We start from the raw sequence: 25,996 nt of genomic DNA, 5'->3' as shown, positions 1-25,996 counted from the left end.
ACCTTAAAAACCAAACATTATGTCACACCATATCCAACCCGCAGAAACCGATCCACATATTCTAAAAGATATTCGCGCATTTCTTAAAGAACTCAACGGTGGAGGCGGAAAACCAATTGAAGAAATGTCGCCTGAAGACGCAAGACAAGTTCTTGTGGGAGCACAAAAATCAGTAAGTTTTGATTATTCTGATATTGAAGAGTCTGAAAGAACAATTACCCAGGATGGAATTTCACTAAATATCCACATTGTAAAACCTAAAGGAGCAAAAGATAACCTTCCGGTATTTATGTTCTTCCATGGTGGCGGATGGGTTTTAGGAGATTTTCCTACTCATAAAAGATTAGTGAGGGATCTTGTTGTAAAAAGTGGTGCTGTTGCAGTATTCCCGGATTACACACCTTCTCCTGAAGCTCAATATCCTACAGCTGTTAATCAAGCATATGCCGCTACAAAATGGGTTGCTGAAAATGGGAAAGATATTGGCGTTGATGGTTCAAAATTAGCGGTCGTTGGAAATAGTGTGGGTGGAAATATGGCTGCAGTAGTTTCTTTGATGGCAAAAGACAAAAACGAACCAAAACTTCAATACCAGGTTTTATTATGGCCAGTTACTGACTCTGATTTCTCAAGAGAATCTTATGAAAAATATGGACAGGAAAGATTTTTAACTGCTCCGTTAATGAAATGGATGTGGGATAACTATACCACAGATCTTGAAAAAAGAAAAGAGAAATATGCTTCACCATATCAGGCTTCTCTTGAAGAACTGAAAGGATTACCTCCGGCATTGCTTCACGTTGCTGAAAATGATATTCTTCATGACGAAGGGGTAGCCTACGGAAGAAAATTGGACGAAGCAGGAGTTCCTACCACACTTGCTGTTTATAAAGGATTCATTCACGATTACGGAATGCTGAATCCATTGGCTCACATTCCCGCCATTCAGGAATCAATAGCTCAGGCAGCTTCAACAATAAAAGAAGCTTTATTTAAGTAAAATCATATTAAGTCTGGGAGTTAACACTCTCAGACTTAATTTTAAAACCAAATATACCATTTGGTATATTTTCGTATATTTGCATATAATTTCATGATTATGTCAAAAGCAGAAAAGACCAAACAGTTTATCATTGAGACCACAGCCCCCTTATTTAATAAGAAAGGCTATCTCTCAACGACGCTTTCGGACATTACGGAAGCTACAGGATTAACAAAAGGCAGTATTTATGGCAACTTTGAAAACAAAGACGAAGTGGCGCTTGAAGCTTATAAATACAATTCAACATTATTGAGTAAGAGTATGGCCAGATCTTTGGGAGAGGACTTTCCTTCTGCCCTGGATAAATTAAAGGCCTTTGTCAATTTTTATCGCAAAAGCTGGAAAGCAGTTTTTCTTAATGGCGGATGTCCTCTGATGAATGCTGCTACTGAGGCAGACGATACTTTCCCAATACTAAAAAAACAGGTAACTCTATCTTTTGAGGGGTGGATTAAAAAAATCTCAACAACAATTGTTGAAGGCCAGAAAAATGGAGAGCTTAAGAAAAATGCGAACGCCAACGAATTGGCTTCCCTATTCATTATGCTAACCGAAGGAGGAATTTTACTTTCCAAAACAACTGGTGATGAAAGCTATCTAAATCTTGCCTTAGACAGAATATTATTAATTATAGATCAGGAACTCAATATCATTCCATCATAAATTTTATCATATGGAAACAAAAAAAGTGGCTATTATAGGATACAACAGAATTCCTTTTGCCAGAATGAATACCGCTTATGCAAATGCCGGAAATCAGGATTTGCTGGTCTCTGCTTTAAATGGATTAATAGACCGCTATCATCTGAAAGGGAAACTTCTTGGAGAGGTTGCCGGTGGTGCTGTTATCAAACATATTTCGGAAAGCAACCTCATCAGAGAAACCGTAATGAATACTTCTCTGGATCAGGCAACTCCGGCATGTGATCTGCAACAGGCCTGTGATACTGGAATTGAAGCCGCAATCTATATTGGAAATAAAATTGCCTTAGGCCAAATAGAAAGTGGCATCGCCTGTGGTGTCGAAGCAATGAGCAATATTCCTTTTGAATCATCAGCAAGATTGCGTAAAGCTCTCCTTAAAGCTAATAAAGAAAAATCAGCTTTCGGAAAGTTAAAGCAATTATTAAGTCCTAAGCTGAAAGACTGGATGCCAATTCCTTATAAAGGGCAAGAACCCAAAACTGGTTTAGTGATGGGTGAACACACGGAAATAACTGCAAAATACTACCAGATATCCCGGGAAGATCAGGACGAACTGGCTTTTAAAAGTCACAAAAATATGGCAAAAGCTTATGATGAAGGTTTCTTTAGTGATATGGTCACCCCTGCTTTTGGCCTGGATAAAGACAACAACCTGCGCCTTGATACAAGTCTTGAAAAATTAGCTCAGTTAAAACCCGCTTTTGATAAACAAAAAGGAACCTTAACAGCTGGAAATTCTACCCCATTTACAGATGGAGCTTCAGCTATTTTATTAGCAAGTGAAGAATGGGCAAAAGAAAATAACCTCCCGATCTTAGCTTATATTACCTTTTCAGAATTAGCCGGAATTGAATATGTTGAAAATAAACAAAATTTACTTTTAGCGCCTGTTTTTGCAGCAGAAAGAATGTTGAAAAAAGCAGGAATCAGTCTCGAAGATTTTGATTATTATGAAATCCATGAAGCTTTTGCAGCACAGGTTCTGGCAACAATTAAAATTTGGGAAAATGATGATCTCGCTAAAAAATTTGGCCTCGAAAAAGCATTGGGAAAAATAGACAGAAATAAACTTAACGTAAAAGGAGGAAGCCTTGCTGCAGCCCATCCATTTGCAGCAACAGGTGGTAGAATAATTGCCACACTGGCTAAACTTTTAAATGAAAAAGGAAGTGGAAAAGGCTTTATTTCAATTTGTGCGGCCAGAGGGCAGGGAATTACAATGATCTTAGAAAAATAAGAATTACAATATGGATCGATTAGAACAGTTAAGACAATTCGTTGGAAGGGAATTTGATCAGTCTCCTTCACCTTTTATGAAATGGCTGAATCCCATTATTATTTCCGTAGAAGAAGGAAATCTGGAATTTCAGTATACCGTACGTCCGGAGTGGCTGAATCCTATTGGCAATCTTCATGGTGGAGTAACCGCGGCAATTGTTGATGACGTGATAGGTGCCACTATGTTTTCACTAAATGAAAATTCTTTCATAACAACCATAAATAATGTCATCGATTATTTTTCAACTGCGAAAGAAAATGATAATATTGTAGCGGAAACTAAAATCATTAAAAGAGGGAAGCAATTTGTGAATGCCCAATGCGAAATATGGAACGCAGATAAAACAAGATTAATTGCAAGGGGAACCTCTAATTTATTTAAAATCAATAACTAGGTATGAAAAGAGTTGTCATTACAGGAATGGGTGCTGTTACACCCTTGGGAAACAATGTCGAAGATTTCTGGCAAAACAGTATTAATGGAGTAAGCGGAGCTGCTTTGATCAAACATTTCGATGCAGAAAAATTTAAAGTTCACTTTGCATGCGAAGTAAAAGGTTTTGATCCTAAAGTTCATTTAACTCATAATGAAATAAAAAGAAGTGATCTTTTCACACAGTATGCAATGTATGCCTCTGCAGAAGCGATCCAGGATTCAGGATTAGATTTTGAAAATATGGATCCTTTTGACACCGGAGTGATCTGGGGAACAGGACAGGGAGGGATGTTAACTTTCGAAAATGAAGTTGCAGAATATTATACTGGGGATGGAACGCCCCGTTTTAATCCGTTCTTTGTGCCAAAATTCATTGCTAACATGGCTTCCGGAATGATTTCCATGAAATATGGACTTCAGGGAATTAATTATACCACCGTTTCTGCTTGTGCAACTGGAAATACAGCATTAATGGATGCCTTTAACTATATCCGTTTAGGCAAAGCAAAAGTAATTATCAGTGGGGGTTCAGAAGCTGGTATTACCCCGGCTTCAGTGGGTGGATTCTCTACTATGAAAGCCATGTCTACGAGAAATGATGATTTTGCAACAGCAAGCCGCCCTTACGACGCTGAGAGAGACGGCTTTGTGATCGGAGAAGGTGCTGGCTCTCTTGTTCTTGAAGAATATGAGCATGCAAAAAGCAGAGGAGCAATAATATATGCTGAATTGGTAGGTGCAGCAATGACTGCAGATGCCTATCATATGACTGCACCTCATCCTGAGGGAGCAGGGGCAATCAAAGCGATGCAGCTATCTCTTAAGGAAGCTGGTGTAAATGCAGAAGATATTGACTATATCAATCCACATGCTACCTCAACACCCCTGGGCGATCTAATTGAGCTAAAAGCGATCAGCAGTATTTTCAAAGGAAGTAAAAAACTGGATATCAGTGGAACGAAATCAATGACGGGACATTTATTAGGTGCTGCAGGTGCTGCAGAAGCGATACTCTCGATAAAAGCGATCCAAAATGGAATTATTCCACCAACCATTAACCTTCATAACATTGATCCGAATATTCCAAAAGATGTTAACATCGTATTTAATGAGGCAAAAGAAAAGGATATTACTTATGCATTAAGTAATGCTTTTGGATTTGGCGGGCATAATGCAACAGTGATTTTCAAAAAATTTAGCCACTAATATCTCGCAGATCAAAGAGATTCAGCAGATTTTAGATACAAAAAAAAGCAGTCAAAATTGACTGCTTTCTCATTTTATTCAGAGTCAGGAATAAAAAAATCATCTTCACCCTCTGCAATTGGAATATAAAGCCTCTCCCATTGATCTCCCTTCATTATTTCCCAACTATGACCAACACCATTAGTATCTCCTGCAACTAGAATTATTCCCGGTTCAATTAGAAATGTAGAACCATCACTAACTTTAAATAAAATTTTTCCTTTTAATGTGACCACATACTGCCTCCTGGGAGCTGGATGTACATTCTTTTCCCATTCTTCTGTCATGGTACTTATCCAAAAAGTAGTGGTATTCATGGATTTCAATGTGGGTATTTTACCTTTCTCGAATTTGCTTGTTCCATCAGGATTACTTAGCAATCTAAAAGAAGGTACAAACTCACTTTTGTTTTCCATGTTATATTTAATTATTTCTTACGGCACCATTATCTATGTGAGCACCATTTATATCACTCCCTGTAAATTAAGACTTCAACCATTCAGACGAAGAAAGATAATTCTGATCAGGATAATAAATGAAGAGGCAATTTCTTCCTTTTATGGTATTAATGATAGGAGCAGTAAGGTCTTTTGGAATTGCGGGACACCCCCAGCTTCTTCCAATTCTTTTATGCATTGTGGCAAACTCTTCACTTACATAGTTCGCTCCATGCATTACAATTGCTCTTTTGTAGGCCGCATCATTAAATCCTTTATCCATTCCCAGTAATCTTAAAGAATATCCGTTGTCTCCATTATAGGTAGCATCCGTAATATAAAATCCCATGCTGCTTTGAAGTGAGCTTTCAGTATTTGAAAAGTTTGTTGCAAATTCCTCACCGGTGTTTTTTCCGTGAGCAACCAATGAATTAAATAGTACTTTCTTTTCCTGTGTATCAATCACCCAAAGTCTGTTTGTATTTGAAGACATAGAAAAATCGCAGATAGTTAATAAGTGCGAATCCTGGTTCAGCAATCCTGCCTTTTTTAAATTTTCAAATCCTGTTAATGCTTTAAAAAACACTTCTTCATTAAGCTCATGCCCTGGTTCAAATACAATTGATTTATATAATGCTTCTGATGAAGATACTGTACTTATCGTCTTCTCAGATTTCGTATCGTTTACTCTTTCAATTTTTTCTGTGCTTATGATCTCACTCCTTAAATTTCCTTTCTCCGGGGAAATATAAAATGAAGTAGTAACCATATACGCAAAGCCTAATAGGCTATATAATCCTTTCATTCAATCCTATGTAAAATATCAATTAGTGGAGCAAAATTATAAAAACATAATTACCAGACAGTTATAACTCTAAAAAGTTTAACTCTATTTAAGAAACTTTAACGGCCGTCAAAAGCATCTATCTGATTATAAATCTCTTCCAGTCTTTTCCAATAACTCCTATTTACAGGTTCATATAGAACATAAATACATTTGATGGCAAAAATATCCAGTGTACTTCTGGATTCCATCCAGTTCATAATATTTTTAACTAATCTTTTTTCATCAAATCCGCCCCATTCTCCAGCCGGATTTAATAGATTAGAAAAGAGCACTGGAAAAACTTCGTACTGATCAATTCTTTTAATTTCATCAAAACTAAAAGGGCTTTTATAAAGGCTTAAAGCTACATATTGAAAATCCGATTCCTGAAGTTCTGTATCCAGGTATAATTCGGATAATACATTCCATACCAGTTTTCGCTCATCCAGATGTTGCAGCTCTTCCAAAACAAATCTATTCTTTGGAATCCGGAACAAATTCCAGGCTCACGGAATTCATACAATATCTAAGTCCGGTAGGTTTTGGTCCATCATCAAAAACGTGCCCTAAATGAGAATCACATCTTTTGCAAAGCACCTCTACTCTTTCCATCCCATAAGCAGTATCTCTTTTATAATAAACACCTTCTTTATCGGCTTCAAAGAAACTTGGCCACCCGCAACTGCTTGCGAATTTTGATGTGGAACGAAACAAATGATGCCCGCAGACGGCACAATAATAGTCTCCTATTTCATCAAATTCATTATATTTTCCTGTAAAAGCCCTTTCCGTTGCAGCTTCTCTTGATACAGCATACAGATCCGGAGCCAAGATTTTTTTCCATTCTTCATTGGAAATGTTCAATTTTGTGGTATCTGTTCTTGAATAGTATGGATTATTTTTTGCTTGGTTTTCCATAAATGTAATTTTGACAGGTTGAAGATTCTGCGAATGTGGTTGCAGAAAAACGATTACTCTAAATGAAATTAAAATTTCATAACCAAATTTACTAAATTTGATCATATGAATGATGAAGCTAAAAGAAAACAATTAAGAAAATATAAAGCTTTTGCTACTGGATTATTTGTTCTGATGGCGATAATTTTTGTGATTACCACTATTCTCCAGAAAACAAATACTTCCCATTGGATCGGTTATGTCCGTGCATTTTCTGAAGCTGCAATGGTAGGTGCCTTGGCTGACTGGTTTGCAGTAACCGCTTTATTCCGCCATCCGCTTGGGATCCCTATTCCCCATACCAATCTTATCGAAAACAGCAAAGAAAGATTGGGAGACAACCTTGGAAGCTTTGTGGTCACCAATTTCCTTTCCCCTCAAAATATTCGTCCCTATATTCAAAAGCTTAAAATTTCAAATTTTGTCGGTGAATGGCTGGTTAAAGAAAAGAATCAGGAAATTTTAATTAGAAACCTCTCTGATATTGTCCTTGACATTCTAAATAAATTGGATGATTCTGCTGTGAGTGGTTTTATCAGTAAAAAAGTTTCTGAAATGACGAATGATATTAAATTCAACGTTATTATTGGAAACGGGATTAATTATCTATTGGATAAAAACGACCATCAAAGGATTATAACCAATCTTTCAAAACAGATCAAAGACTATATCATTGAAAATGAAGAAATGATCGAGGACCGGGTGAAAAAGGGCAGTTATTCTTTTATCCCCTCGTTCGTTGACAATAAAATTGCCGAAAAAATAGCAAGTGGGCTTTCTGATTTTTTTAAAGAAGTAGAAGAAGATCCTCAACATGAGATCCGTTCATTAATTACAAAAAAGATTTACGAATTTTCGCAGGACTTAGAAGAGGATCCAAAATGGGAAGGTGAGTTTAAAAATATCAAAGATGGGCTTCTTAAAAATGATAAGCTGAATGAATATTCTAATGATATCTGGATTTCTATTAAAAGTACTCTGACTAAAGAGCTTCAGGAAGACCAATCTTCTCTTAAAAAATACATCTCCCAAAACTTAAATGAGTTTTCTCAGAATTTAAAAACTGACGAAAAACTTCAAAACAAAATCGATCATTGGGTACGTGTTACTGCTTATAAATATATTCTTAAAAACACCCATCAGTTTGGGAACCTCATCAGCTCAACGGTTGGAAATTGGAAAGGCAAGGAGCTAAGTGAAAAAATGGAACTTGAAGTTGGTAAGGACCTTCAGTTCATCCGGGTAAACGGAACACTGGTAGGAGGATTGGTTGGCTTAATTATTTACACTATTGCCCATTTCTTTATATGATCAAAAACTAAAACTAAGTATAACCAAATCATGAAAAAAATCATTTTACTACTCCTATGCTTCATAGGCTGTCTTTCCTTCGCTCAAAAAGTTGAACTGAAAGACATTACAGATTCATCACAAATCTTCAAAGGAGAAATTGCAGGAATTCCAATTACTATGCAATTACGTTATGCTGGAATTGTAGATTGCAGTCAATATCAACATTTTGTCGATGGATGGTATTATTATGATAAGTACCAGAAAAAAATCCCGTTAACCGGTATTTATGATTATGGAAATCTATATCTCTACAACTTTGGAAACAAACAAAAACAAAGTTCAAAAATACTTGTTGAAAAGATTACATCACCGCGACTGATCGAAAAAACAGACAGTATTGCAAAAACATTGAATCCCAAAGAAATTTTAAACTTTCAAAGTGATCATGCAGAACATGAAATTTCCGGAACTTTTATCCTGGGAAATACCATACACCCTGCAAAACTATTAACGAAAAACAGTATGATCTACAGATTCAACAACTATCTGATTCTCCCTAACAACAAAAAGATCAATACTTACGATTTCATAGATCCATACGGTGGCAATGAACTTGTTTCTTATATTTCCGATAAAACCGGAAATAGGGTCTTATTGTATTTTGAACGTACCTCCAATTTCAATGCTTGTGGAATGTGCGGAGCCAGTGAAGGAGAAAAGGGATATCGGGTTTTATACTTTACCAGCGACTGGAATTACAAAAAATACCAGGATTTTCTTACGGAAAGCTGTATCAATAATATTTACGACACTACAGAAAGTAAGACCAAGGATCCAAAAGTTTTGAAATTTAGTATTAAAAAAACAACGACAAGTCCTGCTTATACTTTGGTTGTAGATATTAAAAATGCTTCAGTTGTAAAATCGAAATAATATTAAAACAAAGGAAGTTGTTTATTTACAGCCTGGTTCTGCCATTTCGACGACAGGAGAAATCTTTTAAATATTACGTTAGGGATTTTCTACAGGATTAAACCTTGGCATTCTTACAGAATACCAATTCAAATGTCACCTGAATTTAAAATCTATTCTACCTTGGCAGTCTACTTGCTCTTTTTAAAAGCTCTTGGTTGATTTCGTTGATCAATTCCGGACCTTCATAAATAAATCCTGTATAAAGCTGTATTAAACTTGCTCCAGCATCCAGTTTTTCAATAGCATCTTTTGCAGAATGAATCCCACCGACTCCAATGATCGGGAAAGCTCTACCACTTTTTTCAGAAAGAAAACGGATTACCTCTGTAGATCTTTTTGTTAAAGGTTTTCCGGAAAGTCCACCTGTTTCAGATTTATTTTCAGAAGTTAAATTTTCGCGGGAAAGTGTTGTATTTGTAGCAATAACACCAGCAATCTTTGTATCTTTTACAATATCAATGATGTCCAATAATTGATCGTCGGATAAATCTGGAGCTATTTTTAAAAGAATAGGTTTTGGATTAGCTTTCTCAGTATTCATCTGCTGTAAAGTACCTAAAAGCTGTGTTAAAGGCTCTTTATCCTGAAGCTCACGAAGGTTTGGTGTATTGGGAGAACTCACATTTACTACAAAATAATCTACATAAGGGAAAAGTTTCTCAAAACAAATTTTGTAATCGTTTACAGCTTCTTCATTAGGAGTCACCTTGTTTTTTCCTATGTTTCCGCCGATAAGGACATTTTTATTTTTTTTAAGTCTTTCAACAGCAGCATCTACTCCTTCATTGTTGAACCCCATTCTGTTGATGATAGCAGAATCTTCTTTCAGACGAAAAAGTCTTTTCTTATCATTACCAGGTTGTCCTTTTGGAGTCAGCGTTCCAATTTCAACAAAACCAAAACCAAGATCTGAAAGCTCTTCAAAAAGCACTGCATTTTTATCAAAACCGGCAGCCAATCCAACTGGATTCTTAAATTTCAAACCGAAGACTTCCCTTTCCAATCTCTTATCTTCAATAGGTTTTGGAAGAAAAAGTTTTGTTAAGAAAGAGAAATTTTTAAGCATTGAAAAAGTAAAATAGTGAACTTCTTCAGGGTCAAATTTAAAAAGAATGGGACGGATCAGGTTTTTGTACATTGCCTTTTTTGGGAGACAAAGATAGCTGTTTTAGTGGAGAGTTGAAAATGGAAAGTTGAAAGTGGATAGGTCTTACAAACATGTCAGGAATACAAAGTCAAATCAAAATTCAAAATATCTCCTACTCTTTTGAATTCGTCATCGATAGTTGCATTTACCATAATTCTTTCGTTAGAAATAGGATGATTAAAAACCAATTGATGGGCGTGAAGCGTCATTTTGTTGATGCTAAATGTTTGAAGCCACAACTTATTTTGTTTGTTGCATCCGTGCTTACGACAGCCTAAAATAGGATGTAAAATATGCTTAAAATGCTTTCTCAACTGATGAAATCTTCCCGTTTCAGGAATGGCTTCAACTAAACAATATCTTGAAGTTTGATGTTTTAAAAAAGGTAATTCTATTTCTGAAATCTGTAAACGATGATAATACGTAATCGCGTTTTGCCTGACTTCGTTTTCATTAATTAAATCATAATTAATAGTTTCCTCTTCTTTTGCCCAACCACGAAGAATTGCAATGTATTTCTTTTCAACCTGCCGTGTAGCAAATTGCTCACTCATGATTTTCAACGTTTCTTTATCTAAAGTGAACAGTAAAACACCCGAAGTTTTTCGGTCAAGGCGATGTATGGGAAAAACATATTGCCCAATCTGCTTTCTTAATTCCTGAATAGCATAAGTATCTGCTTCTCCGGAATAAAAAGATTTATGAACCAATAATCCGCTTGGTTTATTGATGGCAATAAGATATTCATCGCGATAAAGAATTTCTAACATGGGACAAAAGTAGAAATTTTCGATCGATCTAGCCCGATTATAGTAGCATCATTTTGCGGAGTAAATACTTGATATTTCATTTACAATTCATCCTGTTAATAAAAATTCCAGTCCTATTTTCAAAAATCTCTATATTTATGTAATTTAAGAATATGAACGAATATTTTAATTTTTTCGTAGCACTTGTTATTATTTCCATAGTGGCAGTTGCTATTACTTTAGCAGCGACCGATCCTAAAAAGAATAAAGTAACAAGAATATTATTATTAATTGTAGCTGCAATTATATTCATTATCGGAGCTGGTGGTTGTTTGTTGATGACAATTTCTAATGTTGGTTCTTATCGATATTGATCCTTTGTCAAGCATAAAAATATAGTTGTAAAACTAATCGAACGATCTCTAAACCTGAAAAATCTCAGGCCTTCGGTTTCTGTTAATCTCATTATTTTCACGGAATGGTTTATCATTAAGCTATCATTTTTAGCATCCTAAATATTTAAAAGCAGTTTTTTAACTGCTTTTTTTGTTGAATTTCATGAATTTGGATTCCAAATTCATATTTTTGCACTTCAGAAGTAAAAAAAATTATGGCAAAGCAAGAAGATGTTTTCAAGAAAGTGATTTCTCACGCTAAAGAATATGGTTTTATTTTCCCTTCCAGTGAGATCTATGACGGTTTATCCGCTGTTTATGACTATGGGCAGAATGGTGCTGAACTAAAAAATAATATCAAACAATATTGGTGGAAAGCAATGGTACAGCTTAACGAAAATATTGTGGGTATCGATTCAGCGATCCTTATGCACCCAACTACTTGGAAAGCATCAGGCCACGTGGACGCTTTTAACGATCCATTAATTGACAATAAAGATTCTAAAAAGCGTTTCAGAGCAGATGTTTTGGTAGAAGACTATTGTGCTAAAATTGAAGATAAAGAAAATAAGGAAATTGAAAAGGCGGCAAAAAGATTCGGAGATTCTTTTGATAAGGCTCAGTTTGAAGCTACCAATCCTAAAATCCTGGAATACCGAGCAAAAAGAGAGGCTATTCTTTCAAGATTAGCGAAGTCTCTGGAAAATGAAGACCTTGCTGATGTAAAATCATTAATTGAGGAATTGGAAATTGCTGATCCGGATACCGGTTCAAAAAACTGGACGGAAGTAAGACAGTTTAACCTGATGTTCGGAACGAAATTGGGAGCTTCTGCTGATTCGGCAATGGATCTTTATTTGAGACCTGAAACGGCTCAGGGTATTTTTGTTAATTTCTTAAATGTACAAAAAACATCCCGTCATAAACTTCCTTTCGGTATCGCTCAGATCGGAAAAGCATTCAGAAATGAGATTGTTGCAAGACAGTTTATTTTCAGAATGCGTGAATTTGAACAAATGGAAATGCAGTTCTTTGTAGCTCCGGGAACAGAACTTGAATTCTATGAACAGTGGAAAACAAAACGTCTGAACTGGCATCTTGCTTTAGGTCTAGGTAATGAAAATTACAGATTCCATGATCATGAGAAATTGGCTCATTATGCTAATGCTGCTGCAGATATCGAATTTAATTTCCCATTTGGTTTTAAAGAACTTGAAGGTATTCACTCAAGAACAGATTTCGACTTAAAAGCTCATGAGAAACATTCAGGAAGAAAACTTCAGTTTTTTGATCCTGAAAGAAATGAAAACTATGTTCCTTATGTTGTCGAAACTTCTGTAGGTCTGGATAGATTATTCCTTTCTGTATTCTCTCATTGTTTAAAAGATGAAATCCTGGAAGATGGTTCAGAAAGAACAGTTCTATCTCTACCCCCTGCTTTAGCTCCGGTAAAAGCGGCAATTCTTCCTTTAATGAAGAGAGATGGTATGGCAGAATATGCTGAGAAGATCTTTAATGACCTAAAATACGATTTCAACTTATTCTATGAAGAAAAAGATGCCATCGGAAAACGATACAGAAGACAAGATGCTATTGGTACTCCTTATTGTATCACAATAGATCACGATTCCCTTATTGACCACACCGTGACGATAAGAGACAGGGACACCATGAAACAGGAAAGAGTTCCGGTATCGGAATTAAGAAGGATCATTGATGAGAAAGTGAATTTCAGAAATTTACTTTCAAAAATATAGAACGAAAGCCTTGATTTTTTCAAGGCTTTTTTATTTTCTATAGGTTAATTCATTATTTTTGGCGCAAATTATAGCTATGAAAAAAATTCTATTGGTGGCCTTCGGTCTTGTTCAGGCGTTATATTATTCGCAAACACAGGATCTGGCGGCACTGGCTTCGGGAAAGTACATCGGAATGAATGCCCTTTTTGACACAAAAGATAATCTATACGGTTATGTTTCTGTATATTCCTATGGAAAGACAGGAAAAACCACTAACAAATTCGGTTATGTAATTCTAGATAAAAATTTAAATCCTGTTGCCAATAATGAATTTGAAGGAGACAACAGTGTTGGTTCTTATTTTGGATATTTAGATTTTAAAGGAAAGATCATTCTACAACCTACTGACATCACTTACATCCAACTTTTCAAAAGAGTACTGACCGCTCCTCCTCCTTCTATGGTTGTTGATCTAAAAACAAATACTGTTGCCCCTAAGGTCTATTATGACTATAAGGAAGGTGTTTTTACAGAAATCACTCAGCCAAAAACCTGGAAAGAGGAAAGAAAAGAAAACCGTGAAGAAAAGAAAGAAAAAGGGTATAACTACGTTTCTGCCGTTAGCGAAGTAAAAGAAGGCGGATTTATCGCTGTGGAGTATCATGACTATGGCAAATATGTCAATAATAACAGCATTATAAAATTTAATGAAAACAAAAAAGAGATCTGGAGGTATAAATACAACACCAATGGAAGCAAAAAAGTATTTTCTGATCTTAGTGTTTTAGATAAAGATGAAAAATATATCTACGGAATTTTAAGAAATGTAAATGGAGATGATAAAACATTTTCTATGCTTGTCATTGATATGAAAACCGGACAGGAGGTTTCTAATAAACCTGTCACAGGCCTTTCACCGGAAACGATCTATAATATTGATTTTTTTGCAACAGGGGAATCGAGAATTGACAATGATAAAACTTTTGATGATAAGATTGTTTTAACCGGAAAGAATTTTGTTTCTGATAAAATGCGTGGCTTTGCCCGTCTGGTTGTCAATAAAAATGATTTTACTACAGATTTGAAGGCTTTAAATTTCAAACCTGATTATTCGGCTCACCTTAAAAATATCAGCGCAGATGGAGGGGTGGAAAACGGATATTACCTTCAGACCAAAGACATGTATTTTATGAGTGATGGAAGTGTCGGAATTTTATCTGAAAAATTTAAACCTGAAGGCCAGTACAATGCTCCCAAAACGACAGATCTTGTATACATCTATACCGATAAAGATTTCAATATAAAAGAACTGAAGGTTTTTGAAAAAGAAAAATCCAAGTGGGTAAATGCAGATTATCTGTTTTCACAGTATCTGAACGATGGGAAAGACGTAGTTTTCTTCTACCGCGATTATCAGAAAGATGAGGCAACGAGAGAAAAAAAATGGAATCTATTTATCAATACTGTAATCGATGGAAAATTCAAACAGGAAGTCATTCCGATTTCTGAAAAAGATAACTTTACAGTAACTCCATATGTAGGAAAAGAAGGTTATATTCTTTTGAGAGAATTTAATGAGAAAGAAAAATTCAATAAAATACGTCTTGAAAGACTTAACTACTAATAAAAGAATCCTGATTTGATCAGGATTCTTTGTTTTGATAATAATCAGCTATATTTTTTATATCCTCTAAACTGAGGTTCCACATAAAATTAAGGAATTGCTGATAGCTTTCACTTTGATTTTTGGGATCAACGCGATCCAGATATCTGTTGAGATTATAATTTTTCCGGCCTTCATAAATCTTAGCAAAGCATTTCCCCAACCAGCTTTTATAATATTTTTCCTCTACGCCATCCTGTAAGAATTGAAGACTTGTATACACTCCTAATCCATAATCTTCAGAGTGATAAAAATCAGGTAAGATTTCCATACTTGCGATTTTTTCAAGTGAAGCAAATGACTCAGAAGCCTTTTCCGGCAATGCAGCAACGATTAATTCCGGGAATCTCTTTTTAAGCTTTTCTATCCGTAAAGTAATTTCAGGATGAGAGGCTAAAGAATCCTTATTTAGTTTTTCTTTAAAATGATTGTAATCATATATCGAAAAATCTTCCTTTTTAAGCCATTTTTCCTTAAACTCCTGCTTGGGAAGATTAAAATACTTCCTGTAAGTCTCTAGCTTTAATACCTTTGGTGAAATGGTATCAAAATCCTGAAGCCGTAATAGGGCATTTACAAATTCTTCTTTTTTAAAATCACTGTTTTTAAAGATTGTATAACCTAAAGAATCTGCCTGCATCTCATGCCCTCTTTTTTCTATTCCTTTTTTATACATCCTGTTCTTCAAAACGTCGAAAGCCCTTTGGTTCAGGTTTACTTTCGCTGATTTTAGATTATTGACAGTGAGTTTATCTTTTTCATCCTGAGTGATATAGTTTACAAATGCCTTCAGAGAATGCTGTTCAATTCTATGTCCCAATTCGTGCGAAATCACTGACGCAATCTGGTCATCATTATCCAGCCAGTTAAATAAACCTATATTAATTACGAAAGTCCCGTCTGCAAGACAATAAGCGTTGGGAGTATTATCTTTAGCAATCAATATTTTTAAATCTGTGGGGATTTGCGGATTATTCTTTCTCAAACGCTGAATTAAAGATTTAATCGTAGGATCAAATTCAGATTTGAAAATGAAGTCTTTATTTTTAACCTGTTTTTCAAAATCAGCCCCTATCTCTTTATAAATTTTAGCTAATTCTGAACCCGTCTTTCCTGAGTAACTGTTTTTTAGATTTTTAATCAGCAGCTCATTATTTGCATTAAATGTCTTTAAAAAGGCTATCCTTTCTTTATAGTCTGCAGTATCTATTGTTTTATAAGTCTGTGAAAAGCAGCTTATGGAAAATATGAACAATGCAAATACAATAAATCTTTTAATCATCTTTTCTTCAATAAGCGCAAAAATAACTTATTTGCCAATAGATTTTTATTTTCATGCTAAATTTATTTTAAATTTGTTAAAGACACATTTAAACAAAAATGCTAAAATATATTATTGGCGGAGCAGCTGCCACAGTAGCTCTTTCTTATCTTTTCGGATACGATTATTTATTCAGTGGAATTGCTAAAACGTATTTTAAAGGCAGGTCAAGCGCAAACATTGATGATGGAAAACTCTTTCCCAGTAATATCATTGCAACAGAATCACCAAAGCTTTGGGAAGAAGATCCATTATACAACAAAACAGACTTACCTAAAACCATAGTTGACAACCTCATCCATTCTAATACGGCCTCTTTCTTAGTGATCAAAAACAGCAAATTAGTTCATGAGCAATATTGGAACGGATATGATCAACTATCTAAAACTAACTCTTTCTCTATGGCTAAAGCTGTTACAGTAATGCTTTTGGGGAAAGCTTTAGAAGAAGGTAAAATAAAAAATATTGACCAGAAATTTTCAGATCTTTTCGATGATTTCAAAAACAAAAAATTTGGCGATCAGCTTACCCTAAAAAATCTTGCTCAGATGGAGTCTGGTCTGGATTGGGATGAAGATTACAAAAATCCCTTTCGTCCCAATGCAAAAGCTTATTATGGGAGGAGTCTTATAAAAGCTACTTTTACAAAAAGATTTAAAGCAGAGCCAGGTTCAAAGTTTGAATATCAAAGTGGTTCGACACAACTATTAGGTTTTGCCATAAAAAAATCAATAGACCAAACACTAGCAAGTTATTTATCAGAGAAATTCTGGATTCCTTTGGGAATGGAACAAAATGCAGAATGGAGCGTAGATAACAGCAGAATGGAAAAAACATACTGTTGCATACATTCTAATACCCGGGATTTTGCCAAACTAGGTCAACTGTTTTTAGACCATGGTAAAGCTGATGGTATTCAGGTTCTCAATGCTGAATTTATTGAGCAGATGAGAACACCTACAAAAAAATCGGATAACATTTACGGAATGGGACTTTGGATCAATCATGACAATCCCATTAAACACTATTATTTTCTAGGACTTCAGGGTCAATATATCATTATGATACCTGATCATAATATGGTTATTGTAAGAACCGGAAGCTACGAAAACTCACCTAAAAATGACAGAGGAAGACCTGATCAGGTAAAATTTCTTGTAAATGAAACCGTAAAATTATTTCAATAGGATTATGGAAAAGCATAGCATTAAAATTGATTTATATATTGAAAAATCTCAGGATTTTGCCAAACCTATCTTAAATTACCTTCGTGAAATCATTCATGAATTCTGTCCCGATGCTGAAGAAACTATAAAATGGGGTTTCCCTCATTTTCTTTACAAAGGAAAAAATCTTTGTGCTATGGCCTCCTTCAAACAGCATTGTACTTTTGGATTCTGGCTTGAAAAAGAAATGAAAACAATGCAGGAAATCACAGAGACTATTGAGAAAAACTCGATGTTTAGTTTAGGAAAAATTACAAAAATAGAAGATTTGCCCTCAAAACCTCAACTGAAAAAAGCAATTAAAGAAGCGATGGATCTTATGGATATGGGTGTTACTATGAAAAAAGCACCTGTTTCGAAAACTGAAGTTCCCATTCCGGATGATCTTCAAAAAGCATTGGACAAAAACAAAAAAGCTTTAGATATTTTTCAGAAGGCTTCACTTTCTTTCAGAAAAGAATATATCCTATGGATTTCTGAAGCTAAAACAGAAGTTACCCGTAATAAAAGAATGGAACAGGCTCTGGAATGGATATCTGAAGGTAAATCCCGCAATTGGAAGTATGAAAAAAAATAAAAAGATCCCCATACTATAATATTATCATCCTGGTAAAACTCCAATTATTTTTCACAAGCGCAATGTTCTTGAGAAGCTTGAAAGCTCCAATAATTGCACGCATCTGTTTATAAATCATACAGTTCAAAATCGACGTAATTAATGAATACAACAAGTTAATTCTATTTTAAATACGTCAAGTTTTGGCGCTATCCATATGTATTTTTGTTTCCTAAAAGACTAAAAATTGTATTATGGATAAAGTGACTTTAGAACGGATAGAAAAGCTTCACCCTTTGGTAAGAGAGGAAGTAAAACAAATTATTAAAGAATGTGATGAAGCTCTTGCTGGCAGAGCTAAAGTAAGAATTACCCAAGGTTTGAGATCTTTTGAAGAGCAGGAAAAACTATATGCGATCGGAAGACTTACGACGGGAAAGAAAGTAACCAATGCCAAAGCAGGGCAAAGTATTCACAATTATGGGCTAGCGGTTGACATTTGTTTGATGATCGACGGAAAAGCAGTTAGTTGGGATACTGCAAAAGACTGGGACAATGATGGTGTTGCGGATTGGTATGAATGTGTAAAGATTTTTGCCAAACATGGTTGGGACTGGGGTGGAAACTGGAAAACATTCAAAGACCTTCCGCACTTTGAAAAAAAGAACATTTTAACAAAAAAAGGCCTTATAAAAACTACCTGGAGAACCCTGGCTAAAATGCCTGCGGATAAGAGCGGATATATCATTATATAATTCTCTTTTATTTGAAAATAATTATAATACGACAAGTTCTGTCGCTTCCCTGATCTACCTTTGCTTTACAAGAAAACAATAAAAAACAATGAAATCTACATGACAAAAATAATTGTTTTATCTAGAAAAATGAACCTTGGTTTTAAACATTAAAGATTGTAAGTGTCGCTTTAACAATTAATACCATCACATGAAAAAGACAACCATTCTTTCTTTAGACGGCGGCGGAATAAGAGGTATTATCACCTGTATTATTTTACGTTACATAGAAGAACAACTACAATATTATGATAAACCCAATGCAAAACTTGGCGATTATTTTGATTTGGTAGCAGGAAGCAGCACAGGAGGACTCATTGCTTCTATTATACTGTGCCCGGATGAACACCGAAAAGCAAAATACTCTATTCAGAAAGGATTAGAATTATATGCTGAAAAAGGTGGCGACATATTTCAGGTTTCTTTTTGGGAGAAACTGGTAAATCCGTTTGGCTTACTCAACGAAAAGATTTCCCAAGAAGCACTGGAAAAAAATCTAAATGATTTTTTTGGACATCTTGAATTAAAAGAATTAATAAAACCTTGTTTGATTACCAGTTATGATATTGAAAACAGAAGGGCTAAACTTTTTAACTCATGGGAAGCCAGCTTAAGTACGGACAACTTTTATGTAAAAGATGTTTGCCGGGCAACTTCAGCAGCACCTACCTATTTCAGTCCTGTACAGATCAAATCGATGTATGGACAATTATTCAGTCTTATTGATGGTGGGATGTTTGCGAACAACCCTGCACTTTGTGCTTATGCGGAAGCAAGAAAGATCCCTTTTGCGGAAGTGCTGAGAAACCATCAGAAAGCCAATCACCCTACAGTAAATGATATGATCATGATATCTATAGGAACAGGAATTGAATCCCGCAGCTATTCTTTTAAGAAATTAGAAAAAGCCGGAAAAATTGGCTGGGTAACTCCTATTATTGATATTTTGATGTCTGCTAATGCAGAAACTGTTGATTACCAACTTTGCCAGATGTTTCAGACATTGGGTTTGAGAAATCAGAAGAATTATTATCGGATCAATCCATCCTTAAAAAATGCTTCTCCTGCAATGGATAATGTAAGACGTTCTAATATCGAAAATCTGATACAAGCTGGATTAAGCTATATAGATGATAATAGAGAAACATTGAATCAGATTGTACAAAAACTCATCAGAAACAAAATATAAGCTAAAAAGCTTATATTAGACTAAAATAAGCTTATGAGCTTATATTAATAGATTCCTATTTTTTTAATTAAATAAAAAACACACCAGATTTTGGCGCTTTTCGAAGTTATATTTGAAGTATCAATAAGACCAAAATAAAACAAAATAATAATGGAAGAAAATTATAACACGACGAGTTTTGGCGCCACCTTAAACTATCTTTGAAGTAACAAAATAACCAAGGAAACAAGAACTAAGTAAACTTGTTCCAGTCTTAAAAATATCCAAATTAATTTTTAATTAATTATCAGTTTTCAGTACCTAAAAAACACTGAACAGGATATGTATTACCCTAACTGAATATTAGTCTGCTAGCACTACTATATATTATTAACCAATTATTAATAACCTTTAAAATTTTTAAATTATGGCAAATTTAGTTCAAGAATTAAACAGTTTAGATTTTAGTGTTTACATCGGTGGGCCTATGCAGGCAGCTATTAAAGCGCAACACGATGCATCTATTTCGCAAGTAAACTTCATTAAAGAGGTAGGTTTCAACCCTGCCAATCACCCGACAGCTCCTTCAGAGCTTAGATATGTAGATTTTAAATATAAAAAGTCGGTTCCTGGTGAAAATGGTGCTATCATAGATTCTACTGTTACACTACAGGTTCCGTTTCTTTCAATGCTTACAATTCCTGCATTAAGAATTGATGAGATGACGATTGATTTTAACGCAAAATTAAACTCAGTGGAAACTCAAGCTATTTCAAGTGAATTCACAGGAAGTGCTTCTGTAAGCGGAAAAATTTGGAAAGTAAAATTCAATGCTTCTGCTTCTTATAAAAAGACCAATTCAAGTACATCAACTACAGAGAAAACGTACACTTTAGGTGTCCATGTAAAAGCTGTAAATGATGAGTTACCTGCCGGTCTTGCAAGAATTATGGACATGCTAGAAGATGCTATTGTAGCTAAAGCCGCTGAACCAGCAGTTTAAAAACCCTATTTATTTTTGGATGGTTGCTTCGGCAGCCATCCTTTTTCAACCAACTTTTTATAAATAAAAAAAATTATCATGCCGAAATTGAACGAATATTTGGGAGGCATAGTCTCTGAAATTGCTTCTGCCAGAAAAATGGCAGACTTACAAACTGTACAGATCGCTAAGGAATATGCTCAAGACGATTTATTGAAACATTTTTCTATTCCAAGAATGAAGGTTGGAACTGTAGATCTTACAATTCCTTTTGCTACCGCTGGAAATTCACCTATAATGATTTTTAGAGATTTCGCCTACGATGAAATTATAAAAGTGGCTAAAACAGATTATGACCCTTCTGATATAAAAAGTGATCAGAGTCTTAAAGCTTTTTTGGTCGACCTTGAAGTTACTTATAATGATGCCATCAAAAAAATCAAAGAAGAGAACACTACCACGATTACAGATTCACAGATCAAATATTTTGATCCCATTCCCCAATATACATTGGAATTTTGCCAATCGTTGCCTAATTTCAGATGGAAACTGACCAATCCACAATTTTTTCAGCAGAGTATTTCTAACAGAACTATTTTTGAAGCGAGAAAAGTAATTGAAAAAATTGAAGATCGTGAGATTATTGTAGAAGCCAGCAAACTAATGGCTTTAGATGCAAAATGTCTGATCTATGCAAAAATGAGTGTAAGTGAAGCTGGCATGGAATGGTCGAGATATGAAGATATTAATGGAAACATCATAGAAACGCTAATCCCTGAATAATATGGTAAAAAAATCTCAATTTATATTGGTTTCTCAATTAAAAGAGAAATTACAGGAATTTCCGAAGATCGTTTCTTATCTAGAAAAAAAAGACCCTTTCTTTACTGACAAAATTTTATCCTGGTTAAAATCTATAGAAGAAATTTTTTCCACGAACAACATAAGTGAAGTTTCAGAAGTTGCGGGATTCAGAGCAAAAATATTAGCAGGAAAATTTAGTGATGAAAGAGGATTCAATACTAAAAAAAATCAAATAAAAATTGCAGCTAACCTTCTTTATGATGCGCAAAACTGCGTAATTAATGTTTTATTGCCACATGAAGGAAAGATGAATGAATGTAGGGATATCACGAAACAAATATTAGCATTAACAGCACAGCAAAAAGGCCTACATTACACCAATGAGATGGACTTCCACGATTTTGTTCAAAAGGTATGGTGGTATATTCTCTCAGATAATGACCTTAAAATAGGAGGAGTGAAACTCAAATCAATGCTTTCAGAAATGGATATCATTATGCTTATTGCTGATGAAATAGATCTGGAAGATTTTTCTTAAAAATTTAAAAAATAACTCATTTTTTTTGAGTTATTTTTTTTTACACGTCAAGTTTTGACGCCACTAGCTCCTACTTTTGAAATATAAACCAAGACACAAAAAACAATCTTTAAAAACTTTTAAAAGCCATTGAATTCAACATTAATTAATGCTGGACAGCCAGAAATATGTTCAACCTTTAAAACACCCAACATGGAAACACCAAATCACAGTTCAGATATAATTTTCGATAAAGATCTCTACACTATTGAGTGGAGTGACATCGAAAACGTGGAGATAGATTATGAAAACTATCTCAATGATATTGAAGTTTTCTTCAAGGAAGATTTTGAAAATGAAATCCTTGAAGATGATATTTATTAATAAAAACGTATTAGTTAGTGAAGTTCTGGAGCTATCCAATAATTCTTTCAGACCAAATTCCATAATGCCTTTGAATCACCATTCACAAGTATTGGATAGCCGGAACTTTTTTAAAAATAAACATATTTGAAATTCTCATATCTTTATATTTATTAAGAATGAGCTAAGCCTCTTTAAAACTTATCCACAAAAATAAAACACGACATATTTTGTCGTATTAAGAATCTATATTTGTTTTAGAAAACTAAAAATGAGACACGTCAGGTGTTAGATTAAAAAAACAAAAAAGAAACTATAGCCATAAAATTATCCGAATGAAAAAAGATTTTTATTTAACAAGATACGCCTTAATCATTAAAAAATTAGAAAGTGCACCCGCTACCTATTCGCAGCTGGAGGATTATCTTTTAAACTCTTTTGAATTTCAGGATGCGGATATAAAAAGCTATTCGATCCGCACATTGCAGAGAGATATCCGGGAGATATCTGACCTCTTTAACCTTTCCATTCACAATAAGAAAAAAGGTGATAACCGTTATTACATTGAAAGCCGTCCCACAATGGAGGTGGATGAATATAATCAAAAATTACTTGAATCTTTTCAGGTTAGTAATGCTCTAAATCTACACCCTGATTTTTCGGATTATATCTTTTTTGAATCCCGAAAGCCAACTGGAGTAGATCATTTTTATGATCTTTTCTTCGCCATTCGAAATAAAAGAGTCGTTTCTTTTGAGCATTACAACTATAAAAACAAATTGATGACTTCCCGAAAAGTACATCCTTTGGCTTTAAAAGAATCTAAAGACCGATGGTATCTCATCGCTATTGATACCAAGGATAAGATTTTAAAGTCTTTTGGACTTGATCGGATCAATTACCTTGACGTCAGTAAAACTAAATTCCGTGAAAAATATAAATACAATTTCAGGGAGTATTTTAAAAATGCTTTTGGAGTAATGAACTTAACTGAGCAGAAGCCTCAAAAAATCACCCTAAAATGTACCCGCCATCAAGGCGAATATATCAAAAGTTTTCCGCTTCATCAATCACAAAAAGAAACTAAAGAAACACCTGAAGACATCTATTTTGAATTCTTCCTTCATCCAACTTATGACTTTATGCAGGAGATCCTTTCGTATGGAAAAGAGGTCAGAGTCTTAGAACCGATATCTTTAGTTGACGACATCCGTAATCATTTAAAAGAATCTTTAAATAGTTATCTTGAAGACTAAATTAGTTTCATTTAATTTTAGTTTTTTTTGACTATTTTTACATAAATATCTCAAAATTGAAATCTTTATTTCTCTTTTTATGTTGCTTTATTTCTTCGGTTTTCTTTTCTCAACAAAAGGAAGAATTTAAGCTTGTGAAATCTTACTATAACCAGCATCGCAGTATGCTGAATACTGAATTTAAGAAAAAGTTTGATGCTGAGACAGGCAATTTTCAAAAAGCTTCCATTAAGCAGGATTTTCTTTTTTTCATGAAAAAGATGGACAGCATTGAGAATGTTGCTTTAATAGGCGCTTTGTTAAAAATAAAAAACACAGAAGATCTCAACAGATTACAGCTTGAAAACAAAACGATATCGCCGGAAAAAGCCCCAGATATCTTTCCTATTACAGATAAATCTGCAGATTATCCGGGAGGTATTAATGCATTGCGAAAGGAAGTGGCCCACCTTTTTTATATAGATGGCGTTCTTTCCGAAACGAAAATAGTAAAAGCCACTGTAGCTTTCATCGTAGAAAAAGATGGAACTATCAGCAATGTAGAAGCACAAGGCGACAATTTTACCTTCAACAGGCAAGCTCAAATTGCACTATATTCTCTTTCAGAAAAATTTTCTCCTGCTATTATCAATGGAGATCCTGTGAGATATCGATTTAAGCTTCCACTAACTATGAGTTTTGAATAATGTTTACGGACGAATATTTCATGAAAATGGCTTTTCAGGAAGCAGAAATTGCTCTTGAAAAAGATGAGGTTCCTATTGGGTGCGTGGTGGTTTCCAATAACCGTGTTATTGCAAGAGCACACAACCTGACGGAAACGCTTAATGATGTAACTGCCCACGCAGAAATGCAGGCCATTACTTCAGCAGCCAATTTCCTGGGAGGAAAATACCTTATCAACTGTACATTATATGTTACATTAGAACCTTGTGTAATGTGTTCAGGAGCTCTTTCATGGTCACAAATTTCCAAAGTGGTAATTGGAGCACGAGATGAGCAAAGGGGCTTTATTAATAAACACCTTAGTCTTCATCCTAAAACGGAGATTGTAACAGGAATTATGGAACATGAATGTTCCGGTATTGTAAAAGATTTTTTTAAATCAAAAAGATAAGACTAGTCCTTACAGGTAATATTGAAGATACTCTTCTCTATTTTCTTATATGAATTCTGATTAGGTTTTAACTCAATTCTACGATATTTATATAAGGTATTCAGATCGTGGTATGCATCATCTTCTGAAACGGCATTTGGCTCTTTTGCTGTATAAATTTCTTTTGCATCGTTATAATTGTAATTGTACTTTAAATAAGCTTCTTCATCTAAATCCGCGCTCCTTTCTCCTGGCCCATAAGATTCAATATTGTAGGCTTTATTACTGATAATAAATTCTTTTGAAACCGCTGATACACCCTCGCTAACAAATTTTCCCATCTCTTTTAATTCTTTTGGACTAATATCTTTTCTTGGAGAAGAAGGACGGTTATCATCTCTGAAATACAATTGACCCCCTTTCAGGCGTGCAGTAAATGGGCGCAGTCTTGTTGCAGATGAATAATACATAATAATAAAATCATTATATTTTTTATTTTCTGCCACATAAAATGTTTCCTTTGTCTGATCAAACATAGTCACTGATAAAACAAGATCTTTAAAATCCTTATTGAACTCCTTTAGCAATGGATATGGGAGACAATTGGCATTTTCACCTAAAATGGGCTGTACTCCCTGATCGGTATCTCCTATATACGTTTTAGCATTGATATCAAAATTATCAAACATAATTTTTGTTCCTTTAAGAGCGGAATCATACCTGCCATAAACATCGAAGGGAAATTTAGGAGTAGATGGGGTAAATGAAATTACATTTTTATCGTCTATACTCCATTTTCCGGCAATGATCTGCCCAAAAGTAACCATAGCAAAATTATGATTCTCAAAAAGCATCCAGTGATATCCCCCATCATCTGGATTTCCAGAACTAACATGATAAGTCCCAGCTACTTTTGTCTGTGCATTGATAATAAAAAGAGATAATAAGAAAAAACAAATAGTTATTTTTTTCATAGTATTAGTTTAATGAGCCTTCGATAGAAAGCCATCTCTAATATAATCAAAT

Annotated in this window: 29 protein-coding genes; 21 read left to right on the top strand and 8 right to left on the bottom strand. The window is 34.6% G+C overall.

Translation table 11 applies throughout. The annotated features are described in order from the left end of the window. Window positions 1–19: 19 nt before the first annotated feature. The 5 genes from J7E44_RS13150 (at window position 20) to fabF (ending at window position 4,667) form a co-directional block, all read left to right on the top strand. Complete coding sequence (locus J7E44_RS13150; protein ID WP_214830496.1) at window positions 20–1,000, top strand: alpha/beta hydrolase; 981 nt, start codon at window positions 20–22, stop codon at window positions 998–1,000. Window positions 1,001–1,099: 99 nt separating this feature from the next. Continuing rightward, window positions 1,100–1,705, top strand: a complete 606-nt coding sequence (locus tag J7E44_RS13145) for a TetR/AcrR family transcriptional regulator (RefSeq protein WP_214830494.1) — start codon at window positions 1,100–1,102, stop codon at window positions 1,703–1,705. Window positions 1,706–1,715: 10 nt separating this feature from the next. Next, window positions 1,716–2,984, top strand: a complete 1,269-nt coding sequence (locus tag J7E44_RS13140) for an acetyl-CoA C-acetyltransferase (protein WP_214830492.1) — start codon at window positions 1,716–1,718, stop codon at window positions 2,982–2,984. Between the two features lie 10 nt (window positions 2,985–2,994). Further along, window positions 2,995–3,420, top strand: a complete 426-nt coding sequence (locus tag J7E44_RS13135) for a PaaI family thioesterase (RefSeq protein ID WP_214830490.1) — start codon at window positions 2,995–2,997, stop codon at window positions 3,418–3,420. Between the two features lie 2 nt (window positions 3,421–3,422). Beyond that, window positions 3,423–4,667 (top strand): beta-ketoacyl-ACP synthase II, encoded by a 1,245-nt coding sequence (fabF, locus tag J7E44_RS13130; RefSeq protein WP_214830484.1) that lies wholly within the window; start codon window positions 3,423–3,425, stop codon window positions 4,665–4,667. A 74-nt stretch (window positions 4,668–4,741) separates the two neighbouring features. Here the strand turns inward: fabF and J7E44_RS13125 are convergent, their stop codons facing one another. The 4 genes from J7E44_RS13125 to msrB all read right to left on the bottom strand — a co-directional run bounded on the left by J7E44_RS13125 (window position 4,742) and on the right by msrB (window position 6,887). Continuing rightward, window positions 4,742–5,122, bottom strand: coding sequence for a cupin domain-containing protein (locus J7E44_RS13125; protein WP_214830482.1), 381 nt, complete (start codon window positions 5,120–5,122; stop codon window positions 4,742–4,744). A 67-nt stretch (window positions 5,123–5,189) separates the two neighbouring features. Then, window positions 5,190–5,948 carry a murein L,D-transpeptidase catalytic domain family protein gene (locus tag J7E44_RS13120; protein WP_214830480.1) on the bottom strand — a complete coding sequence of 253 codons (759 nt, stop codon included), beginning with the start codon at window positions 5,946–5,948 and terminating at the stop codon, window positions 5,190–5,192. 98 nt (window positions 5,949–6,046) lie between these two features. Next, entirely contained in the window at window positions 6,047–6,436 is a 390-nt protein-coding gene (locus J7E44_RS13115; RefSeq protein WP_214830479.1) for a DUF7079 family protein, read from the bottom strand. Between the two features lie 7 nt (window positions 6,437–6,443). Then, window positions 6,444–6,887: a peptide-methionine (R)-S-oxide reductase MsrB gene (gene msrB, locus J7E44_RS13110; RefSeq protein ID WP_214830477.1), complete on the bottom strand. Its 444-nt coding sequence runs from the start codon at window positions 6,885–6,887 to the stop codon at window positions 6,444–6,446. A 105-nt stretch (window positions 6,888–6,992) separates the two neighbouring features. On the opposite strand from msrB, the gene J7E44_RS13105 reads away from it, so the two are divergent. Both J7E44_RS13105 and J7E44_RS13100 read left to right on the top strand, forming a co-directional pair. After that, the gene (locus tag J7E44_RS13105; RefSeq protein WP_214830468.1) at window positions 6,993–8,237 is read left to right on the top strand and encodes a DUF445 domain-containing protein; all 1,245 of its coding nucleotides are present in this window, start codon (window positions 6,993–6,995) and stop codon (window positions 8,235–8,237) included. Between the two features lie 30 nt (window positions 8,238–8,267). Then, window positions 8,268–9,152, top strand: coding sequence for a hypothetical protein (locus tag J7E44_RS13100; RefSeq protein WP_214830466.1), 885 nt, complete (start codon window positions 8,268–8,270; stop codon window positions 9,150–9,152). A 157-nt stretch (window positions 9,153–9,309) separates the two neighbouring features. On the opposite strand, the gene J7E44_RS13095 is transcribed toward J7E44_RS13100, so the two are convergent. Continuing rightward, a complete protein-coding gene (locus J7E44_RS13095; protein ID WP_214830464.1) occupies window positions 9,310–10,332 on the bottom strand; it encodes a quinone-dependent dihydroorotate dehydrogenase in 1,023 nt (340 codons plus the stop codon). An 83-nt stretch (window positions 10,333–10,415) separates the two neighbouring features. Next, window positions 10,416–11,111, bottom strand: a complete 696-nt coding sequence (locus tag J7E44_RS13090; RefSeq protein ID WP_214830463.1) for a pseudouridine synthase — start codon at window positions 11,109–11,111, stop codon at window positions 10,416–10,418. 152 nt (window positions 11,112–11,263) lie between these two features. Here J7E44_RS13090 and J7E44_RS13085 point away from each other — a divergent pair, with 152 nt between their 5' ends. The 3 genes from J7E44_RS13085 to J7E44_RS13075 all read left to right on the top strand — a co-directional run bounded on the left by J7E44_RS13085 (window position 11,264) and on the right by J7E44_RS13075 (window position 14,848). Then, window positions 11,264–11,464 (top strand): hypothetical protein, encoded by a 201-nt coding sequence (locus tag J7E44_RS13085; protein ID WP_214830461.1) that lies wholly within the window; start codon window positions 11,264–11,266, stop codon window positions 11,462–11,464. A 236-nt stretch (window positions 11,465–11,700) separates the two neighbouring features. Further along, a complete protein-coding gene (locus J7E44_RS13080) occupies window positions 11,701–13,242 on the top strand; it encodes a glycine--tRNA ligase (protein WP_214830459.1) in 1,542 nt (513 codons plus the stop codon). A 76-nt stretch (window positions 13,243–13,318) separates the two neighbouring features. After that, window positions 13,319–14,848, top strand: coding sequence for a hypothetical protein (locus J7E44_RS13075; protein ID WP_214830457.1), 1,530 nt, complete (start codon window positions 13,319–13,321; stop codon window positions 14,846–14,848). A gap of 19 nt (window positions 14,849–14,867) precedes the next feature. Here J7E44_RS13075 and J7E44_RS13070 read toward each other — a convergent pair whose 3' ends face one another. Further along, on the bottom strand, window positions 14,868–16,169 hold the full coding sequence (locus J7E44_RS13070) for a M48 family metalloprotease (protein ID WP_214830455.1): 1,302 nt from the start codon (window positions 16,167–16,169) through the stop codon (window positions 14,868–14,870). Window positions 16,170–16,267: 98 nt separating this feature from the next. Here J7E44_RS13070 and J7E44_RS13065 point away from each other — a divergent pair, with 98 nt between their 5' ends. From J7E44_RS13065 to J7E44_RS13015, 11 genes are all read left to right on the top strand, one after another. Further along, a complete protein-coding gene (locus J7E44_RS13065; RefSeq protein WP_214830453.1) occupies window positions 16,268–17,395 on the top strand; it encodes a serine hydrolase domain-containing protein in 1,128 nt (375 codons plus the stop codon). 4 nt (window positions 17,396–17,399) lie between these two features. Next, the gene (locus J7E44_RS13060) at window positions 17,400–18,011 is read left to right on the top strand and encodes a YdeI/OmpD-associated family protein (RefSeq protein ID WP_214830452.1); all 612 of its coding nucleotides are present in this window, start codon (window positions 17,400–17,402) and stop codon (window positions 18,009–18,011) included. Between the two features lie 233 nt (window positions 18,012–18,244). Then, a complete protein-coding gene (locus tag J7E44_RS13055; protein ID WP_214830450.1) occupies window positions 18,245–18,745 on the top strand; it encodes a M15 family metallopeptidase in 501 nt (166 codons plus the stop codon). 190 nt (window positions 18,746–18,935) lie between these two features. Continuing rightward, the gene (locus tag J7E44_RS13050) at window positions 18,936–19,973 is read left to right on the top strand and encodes a patatin-like phospholipase family protein (RefSeq protein ID WP_214830448.1); all 1,038 of its coding nucleotides are present in this window, start codon (window positions 18,936–18,938) and stop codon (window positions 19,971–19,973) included. Window positions 19,974–20,379: 406 nt separating this feature from the next. After that, a complete protein-coding gene (locus tag J7E44_RS13045; RefSeq protein ID WP_214830445.1) occupies window positions 20,380–20,955 on the top strand; it encodes a DUF2589 domain-containing protein in 576 nt (191 codons plus the stop codon). 78 nt (window positions 20,956–21,033) lie between these two features. Next, window positions 21,034–21,717, top strand: a complete 684-nt coding sequence (locus J7E44_RS13040; RefSeq protein ID WP_214830444.1) for a hypothetical protein — start codon at window positions 21,034–21,036, stop codon at window positions 21,715–21,717. A gap of 1 nt (window position 21,718) precedes the next feature. Next, a complete protein-coding gene (locus J7E44_RS13035) occupies window positions 21,719–22,276 on the top strand; it encodes a hypothetical protein (protein ID WP_214830442.1) in 558 nt (185 codons plus the stop codon). Window positions 22,277–22,468: 192 nt separating this feature from the next. After that, window positions 22,469–22,639, top strand: a complete 171-nt coding sequence (locus tag J7E44_RS13030; RefSeq protein ID WP_214830440.1) for a hypothetical protein — start codon at window positions 22,469–22,471, stop codon at window positions 22,637–22,639. Window positions 22,640–22,953: 314 nt separating this feature from the next. Beyond that, the gene (locus tag J7E44_RS13025; protein WP_214830438.1) at window positions 22,954–23,874 is read left to right on the top strand and encodes a helix-turn-helix transcriptional regulator; all 921 of its coding nucleotides are present in this window, start codon (window positions 22,954–22,956) and stop codon (window positions 23,872–23,874) included. A 56-nt stretch (window positions 23,875–23,930) separates the two neighbouring features. Further along, the gene (locus tag J7E44_RS13020; RefSeq protein WP_251040571.1) at window positions 23,931–24,560 is read left to right on the top strand and encodes an energy transducer TonB; all 630 of its coding nucleotides are present in this window, start codon (window positions 23,931–23,933) and stop codon (window positions 24,558–24,560) included. After that, window positions 24,560–24,991, top strand: a complete 432-nt coding sequence (locus J7E44_RS13015; RefSeq protein WP_214830436.1) for a nucleoside deaminase — start codon at window positions 24,560–24,562, stop codon at window positions 24,989–24,991. The genes J7E44_RS13020 and J7E44_RS13015 overlap by 1 nt, the downstream gene beginning before the upstream one ends. A gap of 2 nt (window positions 24,992–24,993) precedes the next feature. Here J7E44_RS13015 and J7E44_RS13010 read toward each other — a convergent pair whose 3' ends face one another. Further along, a complete protein-coding gene (locus tag J7E44_RS13010; RefSeq protein WP_214830434.1) occupies window positions 24,994–25,944 on the bottom strand; it encodes a hypothetical protein in 951 nt (316 codons plus the stop codon). Between the last annotated feature and the right edge of the window lie 52 nt (window positions 25,945–25,996).

Origin of the sequence: Chryseobacterium sp. ISL-6 (genome assembly GCF_018613715.1) — a bacterium.
GTDB classification, from domain to species: Bacteria; Bacteroidota; Bacteroidia; order Flavobacteriales; family Weeksellaceae; genus Chryseobacterium; species Chryseobacterium paludis.
The sequence above is the reverse complement of the archived record's forward strand: the minus strand, read 5'-3'. Positions and strand labels throughout refer to the sequence as shown.

What these genes read in the sequence shown, in the direction of transcription:
- fabF (WP_214830484.1), top strand. Translation starts at nt 3,423, where the DNA reads ATGAAAAGAGTTGTCATTACAGGAATGGGTGCTGTTACACCCTTGGGA.
- J7E44_RS13100 (WP_214830466.1), top strand. Translation starts at nt 8,268, where the DNA reads ATGAAAAAAATCATTTTACTACTCCTATGCTTCATAGGCTGTCTTTCC.
- J7E44_RS13125 (WP_214830482.1), bottom strand. Translation starts at nt 5,122, where the DNA reads ATGGAAAACAAAAGTGAGTTTGTACCTTCTTTTAGATTGCTAAGTAAT.
- J7E44_RS13080 (WP_214830459.1), top strand. Translation starts at nt 11,701, where the DNA reads ATGGCAAAGCAAGAAGATGTTTTCAAGAAAGTGATTTCTCACGCTAAA.
- J7E44_RS13060 (WP_214830452.1), top strand. Translation starts at nt 17,400, where the DNA reads ATGGAAAAGCATAGCATTAAAATTGATTTATATATTGAAAAATCTCAG.
- J7E44_RS13140 (WP_214830492.1), top strand. Translation starts at nt 1,716, where the DNA reads ATGGAAACAAAAAAAGTGGCTATTATAGGATACAACAGAATTCCTTTT.
- J7E44_RS13105 (WP_214830468.1), top strand. Translation starts at nt 6,993, where the DNA reads ATGAATGATGAAGCTAAAAGAAAACAATTAAGAAAATATAAAGCTTTT.
- J7E44_RS13070 (WP_214830455.1), bottom strand. Translation starts at nt 16,169, where the DNA reads ATGATTAAAAGATTTATTGTATTTGCATTGTTCATATTTTCCATAAGC.
- msrB (WP_214830477.1), bottom strand. Translation starts at nt 6,887, where the DNA reads ATGGAAAACCAAGCAAAAAATAATCCATACTATTCAAGAACAGATACC.
- J7E44_RS13040 (WP_214830444.1), top strand. Translation starts at nt 21,034, where the DNA reads ATGCCGAAATTGAACGAATATTTGGGAGGCATAGTCTCTGAAATTGCT.
- J7E44_RS13095 (WP_214830464.1), bottom strand. Translation starts at nt 10,332, where the DNA reads ATGTACAAAAACCTGATCCGTCCCATTCTTTTTAAATTTGACCCTGAA.
- J7E44_RS13010 (WP_214830434.1), bottom strand. Translation starts at nt 25,944, where the DNA reads ATGAAAAAAATAACTATTTGTTTTTTCTTATTATCTCTTTTTATTATC.
- J7E44_RS13145 (WP_214830494.1), top strand. Translation starts at nt 1,100, where the DNA reads ATGTCAAAAGCAGAAAAGACCAAACAGTTTATCATTGAGACCACAGCC.
- J7E44_RS13030 (WP_214830440.1), top strand. Translation starts at nt 22,469, where the DNA reads ATGGAAACACCAAATCACAGTTCAGATATAATTTTCGATAAAGATCTC.
- J7E44_RS13075 (WP_214830457.1), top strand. Translation starts at nt 13,319, where the DNA reads ATGAAAAAAATTCTATTGGTGGCCTTCGGTCTTGTTCAGGCGTTATAT.
- J7E44_RS13120 (WP_214830480.1), bottom strand. Translation starts at nt 5,948, where the DNA reads ATGAAAGGATTATATAGCCTATTAGGCTTTGCGTATATGGTTACTACT.
- J7E44_RS13065 (WP_214830453.1), top strand. Translation starts at nt 16,268, where the DNA reads ATGCTAAAATATATTATTGGCGGAGCAGCTGCCACAGTAGCTCTTTCT.
- J7E44_RS13050 (WP_214830448.1), top strand. Translation starts at nt 18,936, where the DNA reads ATGAAAAAGACAACCATTCTTTCTTTAGACGGCGGCGGAATAAGAGGT.
- J7E44_RS13085 (WP_214830461.1), top strand. Translation starts at nt 11,264, where the DNA reads ATGAACGAATATTTTAATTTTTTCGTAGCACTTGTTATTATTTCCATA.
- J7E44_RS13150 (WP_214830496.1), top strand. Translation starts at nt 20, where the DNA reads ATGTCACACCATATCCAACCCGCAGAAACCGATCCACATATTCTAAAA.
- J7E44_RS13025 (WP_214830438.1), top strand. Translation starts at nt 22,954, where the DNA reads ATGAAAAAAGATTTTTATTTAACAAGATACGCCTTAATCATTAAAAAA.
- J7E44_RS13045 (WP_214830445.1), top strand. Translation starts at nt 20,380, where the DNA reads ATGGCAAATTTAGTTCAAGAATTAAACAGTTTAGATTTTAGTGTTTAC.
- J7E44_RS13015 (WP_214830436.1), top strand. Translation starts at nt 24,560, where the DNA reads ATGTTTACGGACGAATATTTCATGAAAATGGCTTTTCAGGAAGCAGAA.
- J7E44_RS13035 (WP_214830442.1), top strand. Translation starts at nt 21,719, where the DNA reads ATGGTAAAAAAATCTCAATTTATATTGGTTTCTCAATTAAAAGAGAAA.
- J7E44_RS13055 (WP_214830450.1), top strand. Translation starts at nt 18,245, where the DNA reads ATGGATAAAGTGACTTTAGAACGGATAGAAAAGCTTCACCCTTTGGTA.
- J7E44_RS13090 (WP_214830463.1), bottom strand. Translation starts at nt 11,111, where the DNA reads ATGTTAGAAATTCTTTATCGCGATGAATATCTTATTGCCATCAATAAA.
- J7E44_RS13135 (WP_214830490.1), top strand. Translation starts at nt 2,995, where the DNA reads ATGGATCGATTAGAACAGTTAAGACAATTCGTTGGAAGGGAATTTGAT.